Origin of the sequence: Mesorhizobium sp. (genome assembly GCF_024509055.1) — a bacterium.
Classification (GTDB): domain Bacteria; phylum Pseudomonadota; class Alphaproteobacteria; order Rhizobiales; family Rhizobiaceae; genus Mesorhizobium.
Map to the genome: position 1 here is coordinate 1 of NZ_JANINM010000225.1, position 23,987 is coordinate 23,987.

Annotated in this window: 25 protein-coding genes; 10 read left to right on the forward strand and 15 right to left on the reverse strand. The window is 63.9% G+C overall.

What is annotated here, in order from left to right; translation table 11 throughout:
- A partial coding sequence (locus Q0L57_RS10655; RefSeq protein WP_296742280.1) for a toprim domain-containing protein occupies nucleotides 1–603 on the forward strand: 603 nt, incomplete at its 5' end.
- 43 nt (nucleotides 604–646) lie between these two features.
- Nucleotides 647–2,713: an FUSC family protein gene (locus Q0L57_RS10660; protein ID WP_296742282.1), complete on the forward strand. Its 2,067-nt coding sequence runs from the start codon at nucleotides 647–649 to the stop codon at nucleotides 2,711–2,713.
- 99 nt (nucleotides 2,714–2,812) lie between these two features.
- On the opposite strand, the gene Q0L57_RS10665 is transcribed toward Q0L57_RS10660, so the two are convergent.
- A complete protein-coding gene (locus Q0L57_RS10665) occupies nucleotides 2,813–3,934 on the reverse strand; it encodes a DUF2336 domain-containing protein (protein ID WP_296742285.1) in 1,122 nt (373 codons plus the stop codon).
- Between the two features lie 153 nt (nucleotides 3,935–4,087).
- Between Q0L57_RS10665 and Q0L57_RS10670 the strand changes: the two genes are divergently transcribed.
- Both Q0L57_RS10670 and Q0L57_RS10675 read left to right on the forward strand, forming a co-directional pair.
- Nucleotides 4,088–4,540 (forward strand): MaoC family dehydratase, encoded by a 453-nt coding sequence (locus tag Q0L57_RS10670; protein WP_296742288.1) that lies wholly within the window; start codon nucleotides 4,088–4,090, stop codon nucleotides 4,538–4,540.
- Nucleotides 4,540–5,421 carry a CoA ester lyase gene (locus Q0L57_RS10675; RefSeq protein WP_296742290.1) on the forward strand — a complete coding sequence of 294 codons (882 nt, stop codon included), beginning with the start codon at nucleotides 4,540–4,542 and terminating at the stop codon, nucleotides 5,419–5,421. The genes Q0L57_RS10670 and Q0L57_RS10675 overlap by 1 nt, the downstream gene beginning before the upstream one ends.
- Nucleotides 5,422–5,424: 3 nt before the next feature.
- On the opposite strand, the gene Q0L57_RS10680 is transcribed toward Q0L57_RS10675, so the two are convergent.
- Nucleotides 5,425–6,099 (reverse strand): isoprenylcysteine carboxylmethyltransferase family protein, encoded by a 675-nt coding sequence (locus Q0L57_RS10680; protein WP_296742292.1) that lies wholly within the window; start codon nucleotides 6,097–6,099, stop codon nucleotides 5,425–5,427.
- A gap of 144 nt (nucleotides 6,100–6,243) precedes the next feature.
- Between Q0L57_RS10680 and Q0L57_RS10685 the strand changes: the two genes are divergently transcribed.
- Complete coding sequence (locus Q0L57_RS10685; protein ID WP_296742294.1) at nucleotides 6,244–6,957, forward strand: TetR/AcrR family transcriptional regulator; 714 nt, start codon at nucleotides 6,244–6,246, stop codon at nucleotides 6,955–6,957.
- Between the two features lie 22 nt (nucleotides 6,958–6,979).
- On the opposite strand, the gene Q0L57_RS10690 is transcribed toward Q0L57_RS10685, so the two are convergent.
- A complete protein-coding gene (locus tag Q0L57_RS10690) occupies nucleotides 6,980–7,588 on the reverse strand; it encodes a flavin reductase family protein (RefSeq protein ID WP_296742296.1) in 609 nt (202 codons plus the stop codon).
- Nucleotide 7,589: 1 nt separating this feature from the next.
- A complete protein-coding gene (locus tag Q0L57_RS10695) occupies nucleotides 7,590–8,174 on the reverse strand; it encodes a nitroreductase (RefSeq protein ID WP_296742298.1) in 585 nt (194 codons plus the stop codon).
- Nucleotides 8,175–8,337: 163 nt separating this feature from the next.
- Here Q0L57_RS10695 and Q0L57_RS10700 point away from each other — a divergent pair, with 163 nt between their 5' ends.
- Nucleotides 8,338–9,303 carry a hypothetical protein gene (locus tag Q0L57_RS10700; protein ID WP_296742300.1) on the forward strand — a complete coding sequence of 322 codons (966 nt, stop codon included), beginning with the start codon at nucleotides 8,338–8,340 and terminating at the stop codon, nucleotides 9,301–9,303.
- A 60-nt stretch (nucleotides 9,304–9,363) separates the two neighbouring features.
- Here the strand turns inward: Q0L57_RS10700 and Q0L57_RS10705 are convergent, their stop codons facing one another.
- From Q0L57_RS10705 to Q0L57_RS10730, 6 genes are all read right to left on the reverse strand, one after another.
- A complete protein-coding gene (locus Q0L57_RS10705; RefSeq protein ID WP_296742302.1) occupies nucleotides 9,364–10,305 on the reverse strand; it encodes a 1-acyl-sn-glycerol-3-phosphate acyltransferase in 942 nt (313 codons plus the stop codon).
- 83 nt (nucleotides 10,306–10,388) lie between these two features.
- On the reverse strand, nucleotides 10,389–12,362 hold the full coding sequence (gene thrS / locus Q0L57_RS10710; RefSeq protein WP_296742305.1) for a threonine--tRNA ligase: 1,974 nt from the start codon (nucleotides 12,360–12,362) through the stop codon (nucleotides 10,389–10,391).
- A gap of 164 nt (nucleotides 12,363–12,526) precedes the next feature.
- Entirely contained in the window at nucleotides 12,527–13,336 is an 810-nt protein-coding gene (blaOXA, locus tag Q0L57_RS10715; RefSeq protein ID WP_296742308.1) for a class D beta-lactamase, read from the reverse strand.
- Between the two features lie 142 nt (nucleotides 13,337–13,478).
- Nucleotides 13,479–13,685 carry a hypothetical protein gene (locus tag Q0L57_RS10720; RefSeq protein ID WP_296742310.1) on the reverse strand — a complete coding sequence of 69 codons (207 nt, stop codon included), beginning with the start codon at nucleotides 13,683–13,685 and terminating at the stop codon, nucleotides 13,479–13,481.
- A 101-nt stretch (nucleotides 13,686–13,786) separates the two neighbouring features.
- Entirely contained in the window at nucleotides 13,787–14,161 is a 375-nt protein-coding gene (gene yidD / locus Q0L57_RS10725) for a membrane protein insertion efficiency factor YidD (protein ID WP_296742313.1), read from the reverse strand.
- A gap of 76 nt (nucleotides 14,162–14,237) precedes the next feature.
- On the reverse strand, nucleotides 14,238–14,399 hold the full coding sequence (locus Q0L57_RS10730; RefSeq protein ID WP_296742315.1) for a hypothetical protein: 162 nt from the start codon (nucleotides 14,397–14,399) through the stop codon (nucleotides 14,238–14,240).
- A gap of 93 nt (nucleotides 14,400–14,492) precedes the next feature.
- On the opposite strand from Q0L57_RS10730, the gene Q0L57_RS10735 reads away from it, so the two are divergent.
- Nucleotides 14,493–15,407, forward strand: coding sequence for a LysR substrate-binding domain-containing protein (locus tag Q0L57_RS10735; RefSeq protein ID WP_296742318.1), 915 nt, complete (start codon nucleotides 14,493–14,495; stop codon nucleotides 15,405–15,407).
- On the opposite strand, the gene Q0L57_RS10740 is transcribed toward Q0L57_RS10735, so the two are convergent.
- Complete coding sequence (locus Q0L57_RS10740; protein ID WP_296742321.1) at nucleotides 15,404–15,850, reverse strand: iron-sulfur cluster assembly scaffold protein; 447 nt, start codon at nucleotides 15,848–15,850, stop codon at nucleotides 15,404–15,406. The genes Q0L57_RS10735 and Q0L57_RS10740 overlap by 4 nt on opposite strands.
- A 241-nt stretch (nucleotides 15,851–16,091) precedes the next feature.
- Between Q0L57_RS10740 and folE the strand changes: the two genes are divergently transcribed.
- From folE to Q0L57_RS10755, 3 genes are all read left to right on the forward strand, one after another.
- A complete protein-coding gene (gene folE / locus Q0L57_RS10745) occupies nucleotides 16,092–16,721 on the forward strand; it encodes a GTP cyclohydrolase I FolE (RefSeq protein WP_296742322.1) in 630 nt (209 codons plus the stop codon).
- 37 nt (nucleotides 16,722–16,758) lie between these two features.
- Nucleotides 16,759–17,217 (forward strand): phosphoribosyl-AMP cyclohydrolase, encoded by a 459-nt coding sequence (hisI, locus tag Q0L57_RS10750; RefSeq protein ID WP_296742325.1) that lies wholly within the window; start codon nucleotides 16,759–16,761, stop codon nucleotides 17,215–17,217.
- Between the two features lie 84 nt (nucleotides 17,218–17,301).
- Nucleotides 17,302–18,264 (forward strand): patatin family protein, encoded by a 963-nt coding sequence (locus tag Q0L57_RS10755; protein ID WP_296742430.1) that lies wholly within the window; start codon nucleotides 17,302–17,304, stop codon nucleotides 18,262–18,264.
- Between the two features lie 45 nt (nucleotides 18,265–18,309).
- Here Q0L57_RS10755 and recJ read toward each other — a convergent pair whose 3' ends face one another.
- The 4 genes from recJ to Q0L57_RS10775 form a co-directional block, all read right to left on the reverse strand.
- Nucleotides 18,310–20,106, reverse strand: a complete 1,797-nt coding sequence (recJ, locus tag Q0L57_RS10760; RefSeq protein ID WP_296742328.1) for a single-stranded-DNA-specific exonuclease RecJ — start codon at nucleotides 20,104–20,106, stop codon at nucleotides 18,310–18,312.
- 127 nt (nucleotides 20,107–20,233) lie between these two features.
- A complete protein-coding gene (gene glpX / locus Q0L57_RS10765; protein WP_296742330.1) occupies nucleotides 20,234–21,217 on the reverse strand; it encodes a class II fructose-bisphosphatase in 984 nt (327 codons plus the stop codon).
- Nucleotides 21,218–21,413: 196 nt separating this feature from the next.
- Nucleotides 21,414–22,727 (reverse strand): homoserine dehydrogenase, encoded by a 1,314-nt coding sequence (locus Q0L57_RS10770; protein ID WP_296742333.1) that lies wholly within the window; start codon nucleotides 22,725–22,727, stop codon nucleotides 21,414–21,416.
- Between the two features lie 41 nt (nucleotides 22,728–22,768).
- Nucleotides 22,769–23,986 carry an LL-diaminopimelate aminotransferase gene (locus tag Q0L57_RS10775; protein ID WP_296742335.1) on the reverse strand — a complete coding sequence of 406 codons (1,218 nt, stop codon included), beginning with the start codon at nucleotides 23,984–23,986 and terminating at the stop codon, nucleotides 22,769–22,771.
- Nucleotide 23,987 lies beyond the last annotated feature (1 nt).

Here is a 23,987-nt window from a genome sequence, read left to right on the forward strand (position 1 = left end):
GCCAGCCAGGCGGTGCTGCCGCTGCGCGGCAAGATCCTCAACGTCGCCAGCGCCGGCAACGACAAGCTTGCCGCCAACCAGCAGATCTCCGACCTGATCCAGGCGCTCGGCTGCGGCACGCGCTCGAAATACCGCGACGAGGACCTGCGTTACGACCGCGTCATCATCATGACCGACGCGGATGTCGACGGCGCGCATATCGCCTCGCTGCTGATCACCTTCTTCTATCAGGAAATGCCGAGCCTGATCCGCGGCGGCCATCTCTTCATGGCGGTGCCGCCACTCTATTCGATCCGGCAAGGCGGCAAGGTCGGTTATGCGCGCGACGATGCCCACAAGGACGAATTGCTGCGCACCGAATTCACCGGGCGCGGCAAGGTCGAGATCGGCCGCTTCAAGGGCCTGGGCGAGATGATGGCCTCGCAGCTCAAGGAAACCACGATGGACCCGAGGAAGCGCACGCTTCTGCGGGTCGACGTGAGCGAGGCCGAGGCGGCGACCAAGGATGCCGTCGACGCACTCATGGGCACCAAGCCAGAGGCGCGCTTCCGCTTCATCCAGGAGCGAGCCGAATTCGCCGAGACGGACGTGCTGGATATCTGATCGCCGACTGGTCCATAACAAGGCTCCGGCACGGAGAACCGATGTGACCTGGACGCGGCTTAAACAGCTTGTCGATGCACCGTTGAGCGGGCTGACGCAGCCGACCCGTTCGGATTGGATTTTTGCCCTGCGCACGGTCTCGGCCGGGCTGATCGCGCTGCTTGTCGCCTACGCGCTCAAGCTGGATCACCCGCAATGGGCGATGATGACGGTGTTCATCGTGGCGCAGCCAGTGGCAGGCATGGTGCTGGCGAAAGGCTTCTATCGCCTGCTCGGTACGCTGGCCGGCGGTCTGGCGGCGATCGGCATCACCTCTCTGTTCGGCACCAATCCGTGGCTGCTGGTCACCGTGCTGGCGCTGTGGATCGGCGTGTGCACGCTCGTCTCCTCGCTGCTTCGCAATCCGGAAGCCTACGGCGCAGCCCTTGCCGGCTATACGGCTATGATCATCAGCCTGCCCGCTCTCGGACAGCCGCATCTCGTCGTCGATCTCGCCATCGCTCGCTGCGCCGAGATCGTGCTCGGCATCGTCTGCGCCGGGGTGACCAGCAGGCTGATCCTGCCGAAGCTGGCGGCCGACGCCATCATTTCGAGGCTCAAGCGCAGCATTCTCGACCTCGCCGACTACGCAGGCGGCGCTTTTTCCGGCGGCGACCCGGCCAACCTTGCCGCCCTCCAGCGCAAGCTGATCTCAGATGCGCAGACGCTTGCCGAAATGCGCACCTATGCGCGGCTGGAGGCGCCGAGCTTCGCCACGCGCGCCCATCCCGTGCGGCGCACGATCGGGCAGCTGTTGTGGGCGCTGTCAGCGGCCCGCGCGCTGCACACCCATGCCGCGCCGAAGAACGCTGCTCTCATACCGGTGCGCGGCGAGCTGAAGACTTTCGTTGGCGAGCTTTCCGCGACGCCCGGCGCGCTCGACGACACCGCCCCATGGCTGGCAAGGCTGGATGCGATCGCCAGCAAGGCGCGCCAGGCGCCCGCTACCCCGGCGGATCCCGGCGAGGACAGGGTCGGCACCATAACGCGGCTCACCATAGCCGCCGACTTTGCCGAGGCGCTGAAGCAGGTGATGCGCGGGCTCGACGCGCTCCGATCGCCGGTATCCAAACCTACCCGCGAGCGGCGCCAGCCGGCGCTGGTCGTGCATCGCGACCATCACGCTGCCTGGCGCAACGCCGTGCGCGCCGCGCTTGCGACGTTTCTGGTAGCGATCTTCTGGCTGACGACAAAATGGTCGGAAGCTGCGGGCACCGTCATTCTCGTCGCCGTCGTCTCCAGCCTCTTTGCTTCCCGTCCCGATCCTATCCAATCGGCCTGGGGTTTCTTCACCGGAACGCTGCTGGCCCTCCCTTTTGCGTTCCTCGTCGGCCAGGTCGCATTGCCGGCGTTGCCGGGTTTCGGCTGGTTCACGCTTTTTGTCGTGCCGATCCTCGTGCCGGCGGCGCTCGGCATGGCCAATCCGCGCCGCGTTGGTGTCGCCACCGCCTTCGCCATCAACTTCCTCGCCTTCCTCAGCCCACACCAGAAGATGACCTACGACCCCGGGCCGTTCCTCGCCGGATCAGCCTCGATCCTGGTTGGCATCCTCATCGCCATCGGCGTGTTCATCGTCGTGCTGCCGGCCAATCCCTGGGTGACGGTCAACCGCATATCGCAGGCGATGCGCGAGGATCTGGCACGGCTTTGCCTCCACGACCGCATTCCGCGGCGGCTGGCCTTCGAAAGCCTTGCCTATGACCGCATCAACCAGCTCATGCCATTGCTCCAGCAGACGGGCAGGAAGGGCGACCCCATCCTGGGCGGCAGCATCTCCGTCGTCACGGTCGGCCTCGAAGTGCTGAGGCTGCGCCATGCGCTGCTGAATTCCAGCATTCCGCGCGAGACGGTTGAGTCCGTCGGCAATTTCCTGCGCGGCCTGGCGCGGGAGCTATTGTTCAGGCGACATGGCGAGCCGCCGACCTCGACGATCACCGTTGCCCGGCAATACGCGGCCGGTATCGCTGAACGCGGGGATCGTCCCGAACTGCTGCAGGTGGCGGCCTCGCTGCGCATCATTGCCGCCGCGATGGAGGACTATCCGGATTTCTTCGCGAAAAGCCGTGGGTGACGGCTAGAGCAATTCCAGGAAAAGTGTGTCGCGGTTTTCCGTCTGGAATTGCGTAAAAACAAAGAGTTAGAGCGGTTCGGCGTGAAGCGCTGAACCGCTCTAAGCCGCGGCGATGGCCAGGGCATGGCCGCGCGCGTTTTCGCGCAGCGCATCGAGATGGATCGATTTCACCAGCCCGGCGAGATCGCCCTCTGCCGATTGTCCGCCAAGCTCCTTCAGCATCAGCCAGGTCACTTCCTGGACGCCGGCGACGCGCCTGCCGTTGGCAACCTCGCGCCAGACCTTCAGCGCCCGAAGGATGATGCCATGGGTCGCCGGCGCGAGCCCGGCGCTGCGGAACAGCGCCTGCAGCGCAACGTCGTGGCCGCCGGCAAGCAGCGCCCTCACCCGCTGCTCCGATTGCTGGGCGAGCGCGACCAGCGCCGAGCCGAAGAAATCGACCTTGCCATGCGCGACGGTGCGGATGATGAAACTCGCCGTGAGATCGCCGCGCAATCTCAGATGCTCGATCAACGCGGCGTGCTCGTCAGCCCGCGTCCCCTCGATCAGCGTCACCGATGCCTTCACGCAGGCGTCGCGCATCACCCGCTCGGCCCGAGCGGCACCCATGAGCGCCAGCACCAGCGGCGAGCCCTTCAGCGTCTCGCCCAGCTTGACCAGCAGCATGTGCCGGCAGTCGGCAGGCAGGCGTTCATCGGCGATCAGTGCTTCCCGCACCAGCGGCAGATGGCCGTGCCGTTCGGCCATGCGGCGGAAACTCAGCGACGCGATGTCGGCGCCGCTGTTGGCGACCAGCGTGGCGCATGCTTCCGGCTCACCGATCTCCGCGATCGCCGCCGCGAGCGACATCGAGACGACCGGCCGGTTGGCGATCAGCTTCTGCGTCGCCTTCTGGCCGCAGGTGATACGATCGATGAGATCGGCATCGGTAAGCAGCGGCGAACGCGCCAGCACCAGCGCCGCCACCTCCGGCTGGTCGGAGGCCAGCGCGCCAATCACTTGCGGTGGCGCGTGATGGCTCATCGACAAGGCTTCGGCGAGCGCCTGCCGGACCTTGGAGGACGCATCGTCAAGCAGCAGCGTGAGCGCAGCCTCGGCGGCGCAGCGATCCTCGAACGGCAGGTCGGAATTGATGTAGGCCCTCGCCAGCGCGCTGGCGGCGGCGGCGCGCTCTGAAACCCTTGCGGTATCAATCCATTTCAGGAAATGCGAAACAACCATGCCGACCAGCTTACGCCCCTTGCCGAAACGATCCCGGCCCCATGGAAACCGTAGGCTGGAAATGGTTTACGAACGGTTCACCATATTTATTAACTGGCTTGCGGCGGCCCCGGTCAGCGCCTATCAACCGCTGACCAATGGAGGAGGTTGACCATGGCGGGGCTTTATCTGGAAGAGTTCGTCGTCGGCCACGTCTTCCACCACACGCTGCGCAAGACCGTCACCGAAAGCGACAACATGCTGTTTTCGGTGATGACGCTGAACCCCCAGCCGCTACATATCGACTTCGACTTCGCGGCGAAGAGCGAGTGGGGCAAGCCGCTGGTCAATTCGTTGTTCACGCTTGGCCTGATGATCGGCATCTCGGTCAACGACATCACCGTCGGAACCACCGTCGCCAATCTCGGCATGAAGGAAACCGTGTTTCCGCATCCGGTGTTCCACGGCGACACGATCCGGGTAGAGACCACCGTCATTTCCGTGCGCGAGTCCAAATCGAAGCCCGACCGCGGCATCGTCGAGTTCGAACATCGCGCCTATAACCAGAGCGACGTGCTCGTCGCCAAATGCGTGAGGCAGGCGATGATGCTGAAGAAGGCGGCCTGATGCGCTCGCTGCTCTTCGTGCCCGGCGATTCCGAGCGCAAGCTGGAAAAGGGATTTGCCGCCGGCGCCGACGTGGTCATCGTCGATCTCGAGGATTCCGTTGCTCCCGCCAACAAGCTCGCCGCTCGCGCCGTCGCGGCGAGCTTCATCGCCGGCCGGAGACAGCAGGCAGGCCCGATCATCTATGTACGCGTCAACGATCTTTCGTCCGGCTTGACCGATGCCGATCTCGCAGCTCTTGTCCCCGTGAAACCCGACGGCATCATGCTGCCCAAGTCGAACTGCGGACAGGATGTCCAGCAATTGGCGGCGAAGCTTCGAGTCCGTGAAGCCGAGAACGGCTTGCCGGACGGCGGCACAAGGATCCTGCCGATCATCACCGAAACCGCCGCCGGCGTGCTTGCTGCCGCAAGCTATGCCGGTGCGAGTACGCGTTTGGCTGGCCTTACGTGGGGCGCGGAAGACCTGTCGGCGGCGATCGGCGCGCGCGCGGCGCGCGATGAGAACGGACGCTACACCGACGTGTTCCGCCTGGCGCGCGCCATGACAATACTGGCGGCCGGCGCGGCCGAAGTCGCGGCGATCGATACCGTCTTTCCCGATTTCCGCGACATGGCAGCCTTCGAGACCGAATGCCGCGAGGCCGAGCGCGACGGCTTTACCGGCAAGATGGCGATCCACCCGGCGCAGGTGCCTGTTATCAACGCCGCCTTCACCCCATCGGCTGAGGCAATTGCGCGGTCGAAGGCAGTCGTTGACGCCTTCGCGGCAGCAGGGAATCCGGGCGTGGTCGGCATCGACGGCAAGATGTACGACCGGCCGCATCTGCGTCTTGCCGAGCGGCTTCTTGCCCGAGCCAAAGCGGCTAAAATTCCCGTCTGAACGTCACCAGACCATGGGGATCAGCTTGTAGCGGACATGTTCCGCATAGTCGTCGTAACCCCGCAGGCCGGTCCGTAGCGTCTTCTCCTCGATGAAGGTTCGGATGGCGAGCAGGATGATGAACACCAGCACCGATGCCAGCCCCCACCAGGAGCCGAGCAGCAACGCCGTGCCGGCGAAGAACAGGATGGCGCCGGCATACATCGGATGGCGGACATAGCTGTAGGGACCGGTGCTGATCACGTGTTGCCCGCGTTCCTCCTGGATCTTCACCACGGGGGCCGCGAAACTGTTCTCCAGCATCGTGAGATAACAGATCCACATGCCGAGCAGCAGGACGATCAGACCGGCCACCTGCACCCAAATGGGAACCATCGACCAGCCGAACCGCAGGTCGAGCCCCATGAGAACCAGCCAGGCGAAGATTGCAAGGAGCAGTACGGAAAGCAGGATCTTGTCGGCAGCGGCCTGGTTCTTCTGAATCGGCGGGCTGAGCCGCTCGTTCACCAGGCCGGGATCGCGCTTGGCGAGCGCCACGCCCAAGGTGAGGCTGAGCCCGACCATCAGCACCAGATAGACCCAGGCTCCCGGCCAATGCAGCGTGCCCGCCGACACGAACAGCAGCGCCCCCATGAAGCCGAACCACACGAATGTCTGGACAACCAATTTCGCGATCATGATCCACCTTCCGTGACATGCCAAAGGTCGGCATTTGCCGAAACAGACTGATGGTCTATTATACCGACCGTCGGTCTATTCTCAAGCACTATCGTTGCCCAGGCATCTGGACGGAAACGGCCCGCGCGTGCAGAAGGTTTCGCCATGCCCCGTATCATCAAGCACCCGGAACTGAGGCGCGAAGAACTTCTGGATCATGCCCAGGCCCTGTTCCTGACGCATGGTTACGACAAAGCGAGCCTCAACGACGTGATCGCCGCGGCCGGCTTCTCGAAAGGCGCCTTCTATCACTACTTTCCTTCCAAGGAGGCACTCCTTGAAGCACTCGCGGAACGCTTCGCGCGACAGGCGCTTGCCGGTGTCCAAACCGTGCTCGATGACCCGGACCTCGATCCGCTCGCTCGCCTGAACGCGCTGCTCGCGCAAACGCGGCAGGCCAAGATCGAGACCGCGTCGCAAGCCTGGGCGCTGTTCGAGACATTGTTCCGGCCGGAAAACCTGGTGCTCTTCCACCGCATAAACCTAGCCGCCAGCGCGTCGTTTTCTCCGTTGCTGGTCGGGATTATCAGGCAAGGCGTGGCTGACGGCACGTTCCGGACGTTCGACCCCGAAGGTGTCGCCGACATCGTCATGCAATTCGGCATGGCCACGCACGATGTCGTCGCCAGGGCGATCGCCGGCGGCAGCGACGCCGATATGGACATTGCCATAGAGGCCCTGGAGAAGCGTGTCCGGCTCTATGAAATCGCGCTCGACCGCATCCTCGACCTGCCGGACGGCAGCATCCGGATCGGCGAGCCAGGCTACATACGGGCCGTCATGACGGCCCGTGCCAAGGCAATTCAGGGAAACATGTGAACGGTTTCCCTCCGGAATTGCTCTAATCCTTCCCCCAGCGCGGCCGCCGCATCGAAAAAATCTCGCTGATGCTGGCATAGTCCATGTAACCGAGCCGGCTGACATTGCCAGCCGTGGTGATATCGAAGAGGCCGTCCTTGAGATATGCGTCGTCGATATGCACGCCCACCACCTCGCCCGCGACGACGATGGCGCTGGTCTCCTTGCCGTCCAAAGCGCGTGGCCGCAGGATTTCCGTCACCCGGCATTCCAGCGCGGCAGGCGCCTCCGCCACGCGCGGCGGCGCAACCATGCGCGACGGCGCCATCGCGAGACCGGCATAGTCGAACTCGTTGACGCCGCGCGGCGCATCGACGGCCGTGCGGTTCATCTTTTCCGCCAGCTCTCGGCTCACGAGACTAGCGACAAACTCGCCGGTCTCCGAGGCGATCGCCGCGCTGTCCTTATGACCTTCCGACGAGAACCAGACGATGAAAGGACGCGTCGAAAAGGCATTGAAGAAGGAATAGGGAGCAAGGTTGACCCTGCCTTCCTTGTCGATGGTCGAAATCCAGCCGATCGGCCGGGGCGCCACGATCGCCTTCGACGGATCGTGCGGCAGGCCATGCCCCTTCGCGGGTTCGTAGAACATCCTATTCTGCCCAGGGTCCCGTGTAGTCAGCATAGAGTTTCGCGGGATCGGGTCTGGGCCGCTCGGGCGCCGGCCCCTGGTATGAGCCGATATGCACGAAACCGATCACTCGCTCCTGCGGCGACAACCCGAGGATCGCCCTGCCCTCCGCCACGTCCGAGTACCAGTTGCTGATCATGTTGGTGCCATAGCCCAGCGCATTGGCCGCGATCATCAGATTCATAGCCGCCATGCCACCGGACAGGAACATCTCCCATTGCGGAATCTTCGGGCTTTCCCTTGGCACCGATACAACGCCTATCACCAGTGGCGCGCGCGAGAAGCGCGACAGTTCCTGGTTGCGCCGACCTTCGGGCAGTGGACCTTCCCGCTGCTCCGCCAATGCCGCAAGCTTCCTGCCGATCTCGACGCGCGCCTCGCCGCGGTAGAGGATGAAACGCCAGGGTTCGAGGCGGCCGTGGTCCGGCACCCGCGAGGCGGCCGCGATCATCGTTGCGACCTCCGAATCGCCCGGCGCTGGCTCCTTCAGGTCCTGGATCGGCGCGGAATTGCGAGTGAGCAGGAAGTCGATGATCGGCGACGCCATGGGCGCAAGTCTCCTGGAAGCATTCAATTTTGAGCTGAAGCGCGCCATCGGAGTGCCGGGCGGCTTGGGCGGGCGGCGCGAAGCGCCAGTTAAAGAGCTGCCGGCGAGGCGCCTTCACTCTTAGGCCTTGAAATTGCCACCGCCTTGGGCTTCAACGCAAGGCATGTTTGAGGGGACTCTGCGCCTTTTCGTGCTCGGGCTTGTCGCAGCGCTGTTCGCTGTGCCGATTTCGTTCGCGCTGGCTCAGAACGCCAACGACGTCGGCGACCTCAAACTTCCGGGAATTTCCAGCTATGCGACGCCGAGGGGCGAGAACTCGCTCGCGCTCGGCAATGGCGGCGCCATTACGCTCTCGGCGCAACTGACCGACAAGGGCGCCGACATCACGCGCGGCATCGTCTGGCGCGTTTTCAAGCCCGAAGCCGGCCACGATGGCAAGCTGCCGATGGTGGCGTCGGCGCATGGCGGCACCGCTGTGTTCCAACTCGCACCCGGCAGCTACCTCGTCCATGCCTCGTATGGCCGTGCCGGCGCTACCAAGCGCATCACCGTTGCCAAGGACGCCCGCCGCGAGAACCTGGTCCTCGACGCAGGCGGGCTCGAGCTCGACGCCGTAACGTCTGGTGGCGCGCGCATTCCGCCGAAGAAATTGCGCTTTTCTATCTATGACGGCCATGCGGAAGCCAATGGCGATCGGGCTTTGATCGCCCGTGATGTCGAGCCGAACACCGTGGTGCGGCTGAACGCCGGCACCTATCATGTCGTTTCGACCTATGGCGCGGTCAACGCAGTGATTCGGTCCGACATCCGCGTCGAGGCCGGAAAGCTGACCGAAGCCACCGTCGAACACCGGGCGGCCGAGATGACCATGAAGCTGGTGCGAGAAGCTGGCGGCGAGGCCATCGCCGACACCTCCTGGTCCCTGCTCAACGATTCCGGCGACCCGATCAAGGAAGCCGTCGGCGCCTTTGCCTCGATGGTGCTGGCCGAAGGCGACTACACCATCATCGCCAAGAACCGCGACCGCATCTACCAGAAGGATTTCACGGTGGTTGCCGGCCAGAACCAGGAGATCGAGGTCCTGGCCAACGAAACCTCAGCCATCGATCCGGAAGAAGGCGCGGACTGACGCAAGTCCGGGGAAAGCGGTAACCGCTTCCCCTCGCAAATTGGTAACAGCAAATACGGATCAGGCGGCCTTGCGCATCCGCTTCGGCAGGAACGGCACGCGCCCGCGTTGCGACGCCGGCGCCGCGAGGTCGAAGACACAGCGGTAAAGGTGATCGAGCAGCGCCTTGCGGTCCCGCAGCGGCTCGAGATCACTCCACTTCAGCACATCGCCGATACGGACCTCGATCGCTTTGCCCGACAGGCGTGCGAACTCCCGGATGAGCAGCGAGGTGCGGAGCGTCAGCGATGCCTTGCCGATGAACTTCGCCACGCGATTGTCGCGTTCGGCCATGTTCATCGGGCCGCTGACGAGATGGAACAGGCGTCCGTTCTGGCCAGAGAAATGCATCGGGATGACGGAAGCCTTGGCCTCCTGGACCAGCTTGGCCGGGAACATCTTCCACGGCAGGTCGATAGCCCGGCCGAAGCCCTTCGGCGCCGTGGCGACACCGCCGGCCGGGAAGATGACGACGGTGACGCCTTCCTTCAGCAGCCGCACCGCTTCATGACGCACGGCCATGTTGTTCTTCAGCGCTTCCTTGGTCTCGGAAAAATCGATCGGCAGCGAATAGGGCACCATCTCGCGGATCCTGAGCAGATCCTTGTGGATCATGACCCGGAACGGCCGGCCAAGCTGTTCGACCAGGGAAAGCACCGCAATGCCGTCGCCGATACCGAAAGGATGATTGGCGACGATCACGAGAGGCGTGTCGGGCAACGAGGCTGGTGGCCACTGCACGGTGTTGCGGACCTTGACGTCGATAAGGTCCAGCATGCGGCTGAACACGCGATCGCCGGTCGGCACCACCTGGCGGCGCCAGAAATCGTAAAGCACGGCAAAACGGTCGCGGCCCGAAAGGCCCTCGACGGAATGGATGAACCAACGCGTCAGCACTGGTTGATGCGCGTTTGCGTAGGAGAGCTCGGGAAAACGTCTTTCCCGCAGTTTCAGCTTGAGCATGATGGCTCGTTACCGGTTTGGCATGACAGGCGTATGAAAATGGCGGTGGACCAGCCACCGCCATTTTAGCAGAGTTTGAAATATCAGGCCGCGCGGCGCCTGCGGTCCGGCGAGATCGCCTCGTCGGCCAGCGATTCCACCGCGTCGGCGAGCGTCAGCGATTCCTGGTCACGGGAGCCGAGCCGGCGCATGTTCACCGTTTCCTCTTCCGCCTCGCGCTTGCCGCAGACCAGGATCACCGGCACCTTGGCCAGGCTGTGCTCGCGCACCTTGTAGTTGATCTTCTCGTTGCGCAGGTCGGCCTCGGCCAGCAACCCGGCGGCTTTCAGCCGCTCGACAACCTTCCTGGCATAGTCGTCTGCATCGGAAGTGATGGTCGCCACCACCACCTGCAGCGGCGCGAACCACAGCGGGAAGTGTCCGGAATAGTTCTCGATCAGGATGCCGAGGAAACGCTCCATCGAGCCGCACACCGCGCGATGCACCATGACCGGCTGCTTCTTCTCCGAATCCGAGCCGATGTAGAAGGCGCCGAAACGCTCCGGCAGGTTGAAGTCGACCTGCGTGGTGCCGCACTGCCATTCGCGGCCGATGGCGTCCTTCAGCACGTATTCGAATTTCGGACCGTAGAAAGCGCCCTCGCCCGGATTGATCGAGGTCTTGATGCGATTTCCGGAGCGGGTGCGGATCGTCTCCAGCACGTTGCTCATGATCGCCTCGGCATGATCCCAGGCGTCGTCGGTGCCGACGCGCTTGTCGGGCCGCGTCGACAGCTTCACCGCGACCTCGTCGAAGCCGAAATCGGCATAGGTCGACAGGATCAGGTCGTTGATGCGCAGGCACTCGGCGGCGAGTTGCTCCTCGGTGCAGAAGATATGCGCGTCGTCCTGCGTGAAGCCGCGGACACGCATCAGCCCGTGCAACGCGCCGGATGGCTCGTAGCGATGCACATTGCCGAATTCCGCAAGTTTCACGGGCAATTCGCGGTAAGACTTCAACCCATGCTTGAATATCTGGACGTGACCCGGGCAGTTCATCGGCTTGAGCGCGAAGACCCGGTCGTCATCCGTGTCGTCGCCGGCGACGGTCACCTTGAACATCGCGTCGCGATACCAGCCCCAGTGTCCAGAGGTTTCCCAGAGGCTCTTGTCCAGCACCTGCGGCGCGTTGACTTCCTGATAGCCATGCTCGTCGAGGCGGCGGCGCATGTAGTTGATCAGGTTCTGGACCATCTTCCAGCCCTTGGCGTGCCAGAAGACGACGCCCGGTCCCTCCTCCTGGAAATGGAACAGGTCCATCTCGCGGCCGAGCTTGCGATGGTCGCGCTTTTCAGCCTCTTCCAGCAGCGTCTGATAGGCATCGAGCTGCGCCTGGTCGGCCCAGGCCGTGCCATATATGCGCGTCAGCATCGGATTGTTGGAGTCGCCACGCCAGTAGGCACCGGCCACCTTCATCAGCTTGAAGGCGTTGCCGATCTGCCCGGTCGAGGCCATATGCGGGCCGCGGCAGAGGTCGAACCAGTCGCCTTGCGCATAGATCTTGAGATCCTGGTCCTCCGGGATGGCGTCGATCAGTTCGAGCTTGTAGCGCTCGCCCTTGTCGGCAAAGACCTTCTTCGCCTTCTCGCGCGACCAGACCTCCTTGGTGAACGGCTTGTTGCGCGCGATGATCTCGCGCATCTTCTTCTCGATCACCGGAAAATCGTCTGGCGTGAATGGCTCGTTGCGGGCGAAGTCGTAGTAAAACCCGTTCTCGATGACCGGCCCGATGGTCACCTGCGTTCCCGGCCACAGCTCTTGCACGGCCTCGGCCAGCACGTGGGCCGTGTCGTGGCGGATGAGTTCCAGCGCGCGCGGGTCGTCACGGGTGACGATCTCGACCTTGCCGGACTTGCCAAGCGGATCGGAAAGGTCGCGCAAGGTGCCGTCGAGGCTATAGGCCACGGCCTTCTTGGCCAGCGACTTGGAAATCGACTCGGCAAGGCCGGCGCCGGTCATCGCCGCGTCATACTCGCGGACCGAACCATCGGGAAACGTCAGGGAAACGGAATTCAGCATCGGAAATTCTCCTATCCAGTCCCGCAAACGAGCGCGGGTGGTGAAACGCATGCCGCAGGCTGAATTGCGGCAGGCGGAGGGTTAGCCGGAGGCGCCAATCACTTAGGATGGCCGGCGGGCGGGTTTTAGAGGTAGATCCCGCCGCCGTAAAGCCGCCGGTTCCGCTATTTAACGAGGCCAGGCAAATCCTTCAAAAATGCTGCGCGCGTCGCAAGCCCTTTCGGCGTGTCGCCGCGCTGGCCATCGACGACCAGCCGGGCGAAGACGACACGGCGACCGTCCTTCTCGCCCCAGCCGACGAACCAGCCGAGCGAGCGCTTGTTCTTGTCGAGCGCCGTGCTGCCAGTCTTGCCCTGCACCATCCAGTCGCCAGCCTTGAAGCTGGGGAGGATCGCCTGGGTCATCTCATGCGCCTTGGCCGAGGCGGGCATCTTGCCGGCAAGCAACCGGCGCAGGAAGGCTGTCTGCTCGACCGGCGATATCTGAAGCGACGTATCCAGCCAGGCATTGGTCAGACCGTCGTTCTTGCCGGGGGTGCCGGAGACATCCATGTTGCCGTAGCCGAACTTCGATATATAGCCGGCAAATTTATCGGCGCCCAGCCGGCGCGTGATCTCGCGCGAATACCAGACGATGGAATCGCGCTCCCAGATCGTCGGGTCGACGGTCTTGCGGTCCCGCTTCACCGCCTTGAACTCGGGCTTGTAGTCCCAGCTCGGCGTATGCTGGTCGCTCAGGATCCCCGAATCATAGCCGATCAGCGCCAGGGGCACCTTGAATGTGGAAGCCGGGCTGGCACGCTGGTCGCAGACGCCGTCCTGGTAGAGAGTTGCGCCACTACCGGCATCCTGGATCAGCGTGCAGTGGATGTCGTTGAGCGGCGCCGACTGCGCCCGCACCGGCAGGCCGAGCATCCAGGCCAGCAGGAACAGAATGATGGCAATGACGAAGGGATAGCGGTCAATCTGGCGCATAAGGCTCACTCCTGAACGGGATTACGGGAAGCGGCTTAGCGAGCGGTCTTGTCTCGATTTTGTCTCAAATTCGCAGTGTTCGTGCAGGCTGTAGTTAACCCTACCGGATCGTTAAGAACTCCCCCGACCATGTAGGGGCGGCCTAGAGGACGACGGGCTTTCGAACTGCCTTCCGCGCCTGCGGGTCAGGCTTCAAATCCCCTTTTTCTATCGTGGTGGGAGCGGCCGGATTTTCATTCACGGCCTTCGGCACATCGCGGGGCTGCGGCCTAAGTCCGAGCAGCTCGGGCAACAACCCTTCGCCCCGCCCGGCCGCATGGACATGAAAGGCAAGAAACAGCGACATCATGGCAAGACCTCATGCTCTTGAGGCTCCAATGTCGCTTCGCCGGGCGGGCGTCGCCACCCGTTTCCGGCCTAACTTCCCGGCGACGAAACCCAGTCCGGCGGTCAGCGACCCGCTTCGCCACGCTTCCTGCCGATCCGCCAGTAGCGCCACGGCATGAACCAGACATAGCGCGCGGCAAGCGTCTCGGGCACGCGGTCGATGCCATGCGTTCCGAACGGCCCGCAGCGCAGCACTCGGAACAATCCCATCCAGCCGCCGGCCCATAACCCATGGCGGGCGATCGCCTCGTGCGCGTATTCGGAACAAGTCGGCAGATGCCGGCAGCTGTTGCCGATGAAACCGGAAAGCGTCAGCTGATAAAGGCGCACCAGCGATGTGCCCAGAACACGGCCAGGCGTCTTGCGCCATGGCCCGGGCCAGTTGCGCCCGTACTGGATCGGCCGGGCGCCGTGTGCATGCCCATGCTGGTCAGCCAATCACAAAGCTCCGCGACGCGTTTGTCTGCCCGATAGATGTGGGCTTCGGGCCGGGAACGCAATGCTCTTTCGCCTTTCATGGCCTGCGGCGGCGGATCGGATGCCTGTCGCTCCGTGATGTGTGATGGCAATAAATGCCGCGGTCGTCACGATAGCCGTGGCTCCGCGAGGCTTCGCCGTGCCACTGAAATGTCGCGATCCGCATGACTTCGCTAAAAATGTCCAGGAACTGGTTCATGGCAGCTCTCCTTCGACCTGAGTTAGACTGCCGCTGGCCTTCGTCCTCAAACGAGTATAATTTCCACCTCGAATAACTTGAGGTTATACGAAGATGAAGCGTGGCCGGTTGCCACTGACGGCACTGAGGAGCTTCGAGACCGCCGGCCGGCACCTGAGCTTCAGTCGTGCGGCGGAGGAGCTGTTTGTTTCGCAGGCGGCAATCAGCCGGCAGATCCGCGAGTTGGAGTCCTTCCTGCACCAGCCCCTGTTTGTCCGCCTCCATCGCCGCGTCGAACTGACGGAAGCCGGCCGCCGCCTGCTGGGTCAGTTGGTGACAAGCTTCGACGACATTGATCGCCTGCTTTCCGAACTGGCGGCCTCGCCTTCACAGTCCGTGGTTCGCGTCAGTGTTGAACCTTCACTTGCGGCGGTGTGGCTCGTGCCTCGCCTCAACAGGTTTCGCGAATTGCGGCCCGATATCGATGTTTCCCTCGAGGTTGATGTGCGCCTCATCGAGTTCCGTAGTGGCCAGGCCGAGCTTGCCTTGCGCTTCAGCGCGCGCCAGAAATCCTGGCCGCGCACCGAAGCCGAACATCTGGCAGCGGTCATAGCTTCGCCCGTGCTCTCGCCCGTTCTGGTCGCATCCGGGCCAGCGCTGCGCAAACCGGCCGACCTGCGCCACTATACTTTGCTGCATGAGGAGAATCGCCAAGGCTGGACGCGCTGGTTCGAGGCCGCGGGCGTTGCTGGCGACGCTCTCCCGGAGCGCGGCCCGATCCTGGCTGACACTTCGCTGTCGAAACAGGCGGCCATGCTTGGCCACGGTGTGGCATTGGGCGACCTGATGCTGGTCAGGGAGGAATTGGCTGCCGGTTTGTTGATCAAGCCATTCGACACCGACGTCCTATGCGGCGCCTACTGGCTGGCAGCCCGCAGTTTCGCAACCTTGTCCGAGCCGGCTGCCGCCTTCGCTGACTGGATCCGTGAAGAGTTTGCCGAAAGTCGACGCCTTCTGGAAGCCGCCTAGGCCGCCTGTTCGGCGCGTTTCTTCTCGATCTGGCCGATCGCGTCGACCACGGCATCGAAGGTAAGCATGGTCGAGGCATGGCGCGCCTTGTAGTCGCGCACCGGCTCAAGATATTTGAGATCGGCAAAACGGCCTTCCGGCGGCGCGCCGTTTTCCTTGAGCATCTTCAGCATGGCTTCGCGCACGCCGCGTAATTCCTCGGCGCTCGCGCCGATCACGTGCCGCGCCATGATCGAAGACGACGCCTGACCGAGCGCGCACGCCTTCACGTCATGCGCGAAATCGCTCACCACATCGCCGTCCATCTTGAGGTCGACGGTTACGGTCGAACCGCACAACTTGGAATGTGCGCGCGCGGTCGCGTCGGGGCGATCGAGTCTGCCGATCCGCTCGATATTACCGGCGAAGCCAAGAATTTTCGCATTGTAGACGTCGTCGATCATGTTTTTCCAATCCGTCGCCGCCCGGCGAACAGGCTTTGCCGCTCTTGCGTCTTCCTTTCGCTCCGCACAACCATATATAATGACGGCAGCCGGGCATCGACAAGGCAAGCATAAGCCATTGTCCCTGCTCATCTGTTCACGCCGCTTACGGGCTGGAAACGGGGCGAGTTTCTAACACCCGAAAGGTCGTGGTCCGTTTAACTCGTCCCTCCATCGAGTGGGACTACGGGAGACGCCTTTTATGGATGCCGTCATCAAGAAAATCATGCCCCCATCGTCCTACCTGGACAAACCGGTCACCGACCGGCCGACCGAAGCCGAGGTCGAGGCCGCGGTGCGCGTGTTGCTGCGCTGGACCGGCGACAACCCCGAGCGCGAAGGCCTTGTCGACACGCCGAAGCGTGTCACCAAAGCCTTCCGCGAAATGTTCAACGGTTACGACATGTGTCCGGCCGACGAGCTTGGCCGCACCTTCGAGGAGGTAGCCGGCTATGACGATCTCGTCATTGTGAAGGACATAAAGTTCCACTCCCACTGTGAGCACCACATGGTGCCGATCATCGGCAAGGCGCATGTCGGCTACTTGCCGGACGGCAAGGTCGTCGGCCTGTCGAAGATCGCGCGTGTCGTCGACATCTTCGCGCATCGCCTGCAGACGCAGGAAGCGATGACCGCGCAGATCGCCGGCGTCATCCAGGACGTGCTCAATCCGCGCGGCGTCGCCGTCATGATCGAGGCCGAGCATATGTGCATGGCCATGCGCGGCATCCGCAAGCAGGGCTCCACGACGCTGACCTCGACCTTTACCGGCGTCTTCAGGGACACGCCCGAGGAGCAGGTTCGCTTCGTCACCATGGTGCGGAACAGCTGACCGGCGGCAGCCGGTCTCGACCCAACAAGGACCGGCAATGTCGGCACTGGAATTCCCGAAAGCTTCATCGGACAAGAAGGCGCTGGAGGAAGGCGACGTCCTTTCTCCGCGCTTCGATGCCGCGGGCCTCGTCACCGTCGTCGTAACCGACGCCGCCGACGGCATGCTCCTGATGGTTGCGCACATGAATGCCGAGGCTCTGGCGCTCACGCTCGAGACCGGCATCGCCCACTATTGGTCGCGCTCGCGCAACGCGTTGTGGAAGAAGGGGGAAACCTCGGGCAACTTCCAGCACGTCGTCGAGATGCGCACGGATTGTGACCAGGACGCGATATGGTTGCGCGTCAAAGTGTTGGGCCACGACGCAACCTGCCACACCGGCAGGCGTTCTTGTTTTTATCGGACGGTGGGGCTGACAGGTGGCAAGGCGACGCTTGCCGGCGACGGCAGCACGCCGCTGTTCGATGCGGAAGAGACGTATCGGAAGTCGGTGTGAACCATTCAATATTCACAAGCCACCCATATTCACTATTCTCAAACGTCCTTCCTGTAGAAGGAAGGTGGGACAAGGGAGATGATGATGCTCGAATGGGCGTCATTCGCTAGCAGGTCGGATGTTCGGGAGGCCAACGGCCTCTCCGAAGGGGCCGCCGACCCGAAGCCGCCGAAGAAGACTGGCATCTCGCTGGCGCTGGGCGGCGGTTGCGCCCGCGGCTGGGCCCATATCGGCGTGTTGCGCGCGCTCGACGAGGCCGGCATCGAAGTCTCGATGATCGCCGGCACTTCGATCGGCGCGCTGGTCGGTGGCTGCTATCTTTCCGGCAAGCTGGACGAGCTGGAAGAGTTCGCCAGGAGCCTGACCAAGCGCCGCATCTTCGGCCTTCTCGATCTCAACCTGCGCGGAAGCGGCCTGTTCGGTGGCATGAAGCTCGACGCTCGGCTGCGCGAGCACATGACCGGCATCCGCTTCGAGGATCTGCCGAAGCCCTTCGTGGCTGTCGCTTCCGAAATCCGCACCGGTCATGAAATCTGGCTGTCGAACGGCTCGCTGATCACCGCCATGCGCGCCTCCTATGCTCTGCCCGGCGTCTTCGAGCCTGTGACCTGCAACGGGCGTGTGCTGGTCGACGGCGCGCTGGTCAATCCTGTGCCGGTCTCCGTCTGTCGCGCCTACGAGCAACCGCTGGTCGTGGCGGTCAACCTGCACTACGACCTGTTTGGCCGCGCTGCTGTCATCAAACACAGCGCCGGGGAGCTTTTCGTCGAAAGCGACGCACCGCGTGCCGGCCAGTTCACCTCGCAGCCGCCACACCAGACACGCCTTGGTATCACCGGCGTCATGGTCGAAGCCTTCAACATCATTCAGGACCGGATTTCGCGCGCAAGGCTCGCCGGCGATCCGCCAGACATGTCGCTGCAGCCCAAGCTCAGCCATATCGGCCTGACCGAGTTCCACCGCGCCGACGAAGCCATCCGCCTCGGCTACCAGGCGACGATGTCCCAGATCGGCGAACTGACCCGGCTGCAGTCGGTTCTGGCCTGAGACGCCTATCTCTCGCGCTATTCGGGCGCTTCCCCGTGGAATGCTTTAGGCCAATGCCGCGTCCGTCACGCGGAATTGCACCGTGCGGTTTCCGTTCCAATGATTGGCCGACAGCGAGCCGGCGACATGGACGGTCTTGCCCCTGTTCTTGAAAAGGAATTCGCCGAGCGCGGTGTCGACGGCGCGAAAGGCGATCGCCTGGATGCTGCCGCCGCTCTGCGACCGCAGGTCGGCGCGGATGTGGTTGGTGCCGATGGCGCGCGCATCGGCCAGCCGATGGCGCGGCAGCACGAATACCGGCGCGATATGTCCGGCGCCGAACGGGCCTGCCTTCTCCAGCGCGTCGAGCAGGGTCAGCGTCGCTCCTTCGGCCGCAAGCGCGCCGTCGATCGCCAGGCTCTCCTCGCTTTGCAGGCGAAAGACGTCGGCCGCCGCGCGTTCCTCGAAGAAGGCCCGCAGCGCCCCCAGCTTCGCGCGTTCGACGGTGATGCCTGCCGCCATGGCGTGTCCACCGCCTTTGACGATCAGACCCGCCTCGGCCGCCTCGCGCACCAGCCGGCCAAGATCGAAGCCCGACACCGAGCGTCCCGACCCGGTGCCGATTCCGTTTGAATTGAAGGCGATGGCGAAAGCAGGCCGCCGCGCATGATCCTTCAGCCGGGAGGCGATCAACCCGACAATGCCGGGGTGCCAGTTGTTGCTGGCCGTGACCACGACCGCCGGGCCGCTGCCGCCGGCAAGCTCCGCGTCGGCTTCCGCCCGAGCCTGCGCCAGCATCTCCAGTTCCATCTGCTGCCGCTCCTGGTTGAGCCGGTCGAGCGTCTCGGCGATGCTTGCCGCCTCGACCGGATCGTCTGTCGCCAAGAGGCGGCTGCCGAGCGCCGCGTCGCCGATCCGGCCGCCGGCATTGATGCGTGGTCCGATCAGGAAAGAGAGATGAAACGTGTTGATCGGCTCGCCGATGCGCGAAACCCGCGCCAGCGCCGCCAATCCCTCATTCTTCTGCTGGCGCGCCACCTGCAGGCCCTTCACCACGAAGGCGCGATTGACGCCTGTTAGCGGCACCACATCGCAAACCGTCGCCAGCGCAACGAGGTCGAGCAGCGAAAGCAGATCCAGCGGCGCTGCACCCGGCAGCCGCTCGCGCAAAACCTTCGCGGTCTGCACCAGGCAGAGGAAGACGACGCCGGCCGCGCAAAGATGGCCCTGCCCCGAAAGGTCGTCGTCGCGGTTTGGATTGACTACAGCGTTCGCCGCCGGCAGCGGACCTCCGACCTGATGGTGATCGAGCACCACTACATCGGCGCCGGCCTCTTTCGCCGCTTCGATCGAAGCAGCGCTGTTGGTTCCGCAATCGACGGTGACGATCAGCCTGGCGCCGCGCGAGATGAGTTCGCGCATGGCCTCGGGATTGGGGCCGTAGCCTTCGAAGATACGGTCCGGGATATAGATCTCGGATGGGACCGAGAAATGCGTGAGGAAGCGTTTCAGGAGCGCGGACGACGCAGCGCCATCGACATCGTAGTCGCCGAAGATCGCGACCTTTTGGCCGGCCACGATCGCATCGGCCAGCCGCGCGGCGGCTTTCTCCATGTCGGTCAGCGAGGCCGGGTTCGGCAAAAGCTCGCGGATGGTCGGATCGAGGAAGCGTTCGGTCTGCTCCGCGCTGACACCCCGTCCGGCAAGCACGCGCGCCACGATGTCCGGCACGCCGTGGCCCTGCGCGATGGCCAAGGCAACCATGTCCTGCCGCTCGGTCAGCCGGTGCTCCCAGGAGACACCGGTTGCCGACTGCCTGACATCGAGGAAGAAGCGTTTCTCGCCCGTCACGCGGCGCGCCATCTGCACATCATCATTGCGCAGATATCAATATGCGGCCGCGGTAGCAATTCCGGGAAAGTCGGCAATTCCAGGAAAACTGTGAAAGTCTCTCTTGGAATTGCGACAAGCGATTGCGCGCCGGGCGAAATCAGAACTTTTCCAGGTCCTGGTGGCGCGCCTTGATCTCGCGCACCGTCCGCGAGGATGAACGCAGCACGATGGTATGGGTGGTGATGAAGGTGCGGCCGAACTTCACCCCGTCGAGCATGTTGCCGTCGGTGACGCCGGTCGCGGCGAACAGCACGTCGCCGCGCGCCATGTCCTGCGCCCTATAAACGCGCTTCGGATCGGATATGCCCATCTTTTCCGCCCGGGCGACCTTCTCCGGCGTGTCGAGGATCAGCCGGCCCTGCATCTGCCCGCCGGTGCAGCGAAGCGCTGCCGCGGCAAGCACGCCTTCCGGCGCGCCGCCCGTGCCGAGATAGATGTCGATGCCGGTTTCTTCCGGATCGGTGGTGTGGATGACGCCGGCGACATCGCCGTCGCCGATCAGCCGGATCGCCGCGCCCGTGGCGCGCACGGCGTCGATCAGGCCCGCATGGCGGGGCCGGTCCAGGATGCAGGCGGTGATCTCGGAAACGGACACGCCCTTGGCCTTGGCGAGGTTGGCGAGGTTCTCTGCCGGCGAGGCATCGATATCGATGAGGCCCTCCGGATAGCCGGGCCCAATGGCGATCTTGTCCATATAGACGTCGGGGGCGAACAGCAGGCTGCCCTTCTCCGCGATCGCAATGACCGCCAGCGCGTTGGGCAGGTTCTTGGCGCAGATCGTCGTGCCTTCGAGCGGATCAAGCGCGATGTCCACCGCCGGACCTTTGCCCGTGCCGACCTCCTCGCCGATATAGAGCATCGGCGCCTCGTCGCGCTCGCCCTCGCCGATCACCACGGTGCCCTTGATGGCAAGCCGGTTGAGTTCCTGGCGCATGGCGTCAACCGCGACCTGGTCGGCGGCCTTTTCGTCACCACGACCGCGCAGCCTTGCCGCGGCGACAGCGGCCCGCTCGGTGACGCGCACCACTTCCATGGTGAGGATTCGGTCGAGGCCGGCAGCGATGTTCTGGGCCATGTTCATGAATAGCGTTCCTCGTTGATTGTTGCTTCGAGCAATCCCGGATGGAAGACCGCTGGGCACTCTTCCTGGAATTGCATCCGCCTCCCGCCAGAGGCGCGCCTCTTCTGGCAAAGCTCCATGACAACGGCAAGACTTGCCCTGTCAATTTTTGAAAGAGCAGCAATATCAATCGATTGAAGGCGAAATGTGACGCCGGCTATTCCGCCCGCTCGATGCGGATCACCTGTGGCTTGTCGGTCAGATGGCCGTCCTTGGTGATGCCTTCTACAGCCTTGCGCACCGCGGCTTCCGTCGTCTCGTGGGTGACGAGGATGACCGTCTTCTGCGCATCGGTTTCCGGTCCGGCGGCCTGCTGCACGATCGATTCCAGCGAGATGTCGTTGTCGGCCATGCGCTTGGCGATGGCGGCAAAGACGCCGATGCGGTCATGCACGGTGAGCCGGATGAAATAGCCGCCGGCATGGCTGCGCATCCGCGCCTTCTTGTAGGGCTTGAGCTCTTTGGCCGGCCAACCGAAAACCGGCCCGTGCTGGAAGCCGGGGCGGCTCTTGGCGATGTCGGCAATGTCGCCGACAACGGCTGAGGCGGTTGCATTGCCGCCCGCGCCCGGGCCGGAGAGCAGCAACTCGCCCAGAATGTCGGTCTCGATCGCCACCGCATTGGTGACGCCGTGCACCTGCGCGATCACCGATGCCGTCGGGACCATGGTCGGGTGCACGCGCTGCTCGATGCCGCTTTCAGTACGCTGGGCGACGCCGAGCAGCTTGATGCGGTAGCCGAGCTCGCCCGCCGCGCGGATGTCGGCCTGGGTGATGTTGGAGATGCCTTCCATGTAGATGTCGCCGGCGGCGATCTTGGTTCCGAACGCCAGGCTGGTCAGGATCGACAGCTTGTGCGCCGTATCGTGCCCTTCGATGTCGAACGTCGGGTCCGCCTCGGCATAGCCGAGCCGCTGGGCGTCCTTCAGGCACGCGTCGAACGAAATGCCTTCGGCCTCCATGCGGGTCAGGATGTAGTTGCAGGTGCCGTTGAGGATGCCGAAGACGCGGGTCACCGAATTGCCGGCCATCGCCTCGCGCATCGTCTTGATGACCGGAATGCCGCCGGCCACCGCCGCCTCGTAGTTGAGCAGCACGCCCTTCTTCTCGGCGATCTCGGCCAGTTGCACGCCGTGCTTGGCGAGCAGCGCCTTGTTGGCGGTGACCACGTGGCGTCCCGCCTCCAGCGCCGCCTTCACCGATTGCCGGGCGGGTCCTTCGTCGCCGCCGATCAGCTCGACAAAGACGTCGATGTTTGCCTTCTCGGCCATCTTGACGGCATCGTCGTACCATTTGGCGGCGCCGAGATCGACGCCGCGGTCGCGCTTCGGATCGCGGGCCGAGACGGCGGCCACGACGATGTCGCGCCCGCACTGGCGGGTGAGTTCGGCCGCCTTGTCGCGCAGCACACGCGCCACCGAGGCGCCGACCGTGCCGAGGCCGGCAATTCCAACACGCAATGCTTCAGCCATGTCCGGCGACGCCCCTCAAATTCGATAAATGTCAGGCAAGTTCAGCGGCGCGCGGTCAGCGGCACGACATTGTTGGGCTGCTTGGCGGTCGATGCCAGGAAGCGCTTGATGTTGCGCGCTGCCTGCCGGATCCGGTGCTCGTTCTCGACCAGCGCCACACGGACGAATTCGTCCCCATGCTCACCGAAGCCGATGCCGGGCGCGACCGCCACGTCTGCATGCTCGATGAGCAGCTTGGAGAATTCGAGCGAGCCCAGAGCGCGGAACTGCTCCGGGATCGGCGCCCAGGCGAACATCGAGGCCGCCGGGGCGGGAATGGTCCAGCCGGCGCGGGTGAAGGAATCGACCATCACGTCGCGGCGCTTGTGGTAGACCTCGCGCACCTCGGCGATGTCGGCGCCGTCGCCGTTGAGCGCATGCGCGGCCGCCACCTGGATCGGCGTGAAGGCGCCGTAGTCGAGATAGGACTTGACCCGGGTGAGCGCAGCGATCAGCCGTTCGTTGCCGACGGCGAAGCCCATTCGCCAGCCGGGCATGGAGAAGGTCTTGGACATCGAGGTGAACTCGACGCAGACGTCTATCGCGCCCGGAACCTGCAGCACCGAGGGCGGCGGGTTGCCGTCGAAATAGATTTCGGAATAAGCGAGATCCGAAAGGATGATGATGTCGTTCTTCTTCGCGAAGGCGACCACGTCCTTGTAGAAATCGAGCGAGGCGACCAGCGCGGTCGGGTTCGACGGGTAGTTGAGGATCAGCGCCAGCGGCTTCGGTATCGAGTGGCGGATGCCGCGCTCGACCGCCGGGATGAAGCCGTCGTCGGGCTCCACTTGCAGCGAGCGGATGACGCCGCCCGACATGATGAAGCCGAAGGCGTGGATCGGATAGGTCGGGTTGGGGCAAAGGATGACATCGCCGGGCGCGGTGATGGCCTGCGCCATATTGGCGAAGCCTTCCTTGGAGCCGAGCGTCGCGACCACCTGCGTGTCGGGATTGAGCTTCACGCCGAAGCGGCGCTGATAGTAATTGGCCTGGGCGCGGCGCAGGCCCGGGATGCCGCGCGACGAGGAATAGCGATGCGTGCGCGGATCGCGCACCACTTCGCACAATTTGTCGACGATGGCCGCCGGCGTCGGCAGGTCCGGATTGCCCATGCCAAGGTCGATAATGTCGGCGCCGCGCGAGCGGGCGCTGGCCTTCAGCCGATTGACCTGCTCGAACACGTAAGGCGGAAGCCGGCGAACCTTGTGAAACTCTTCCATT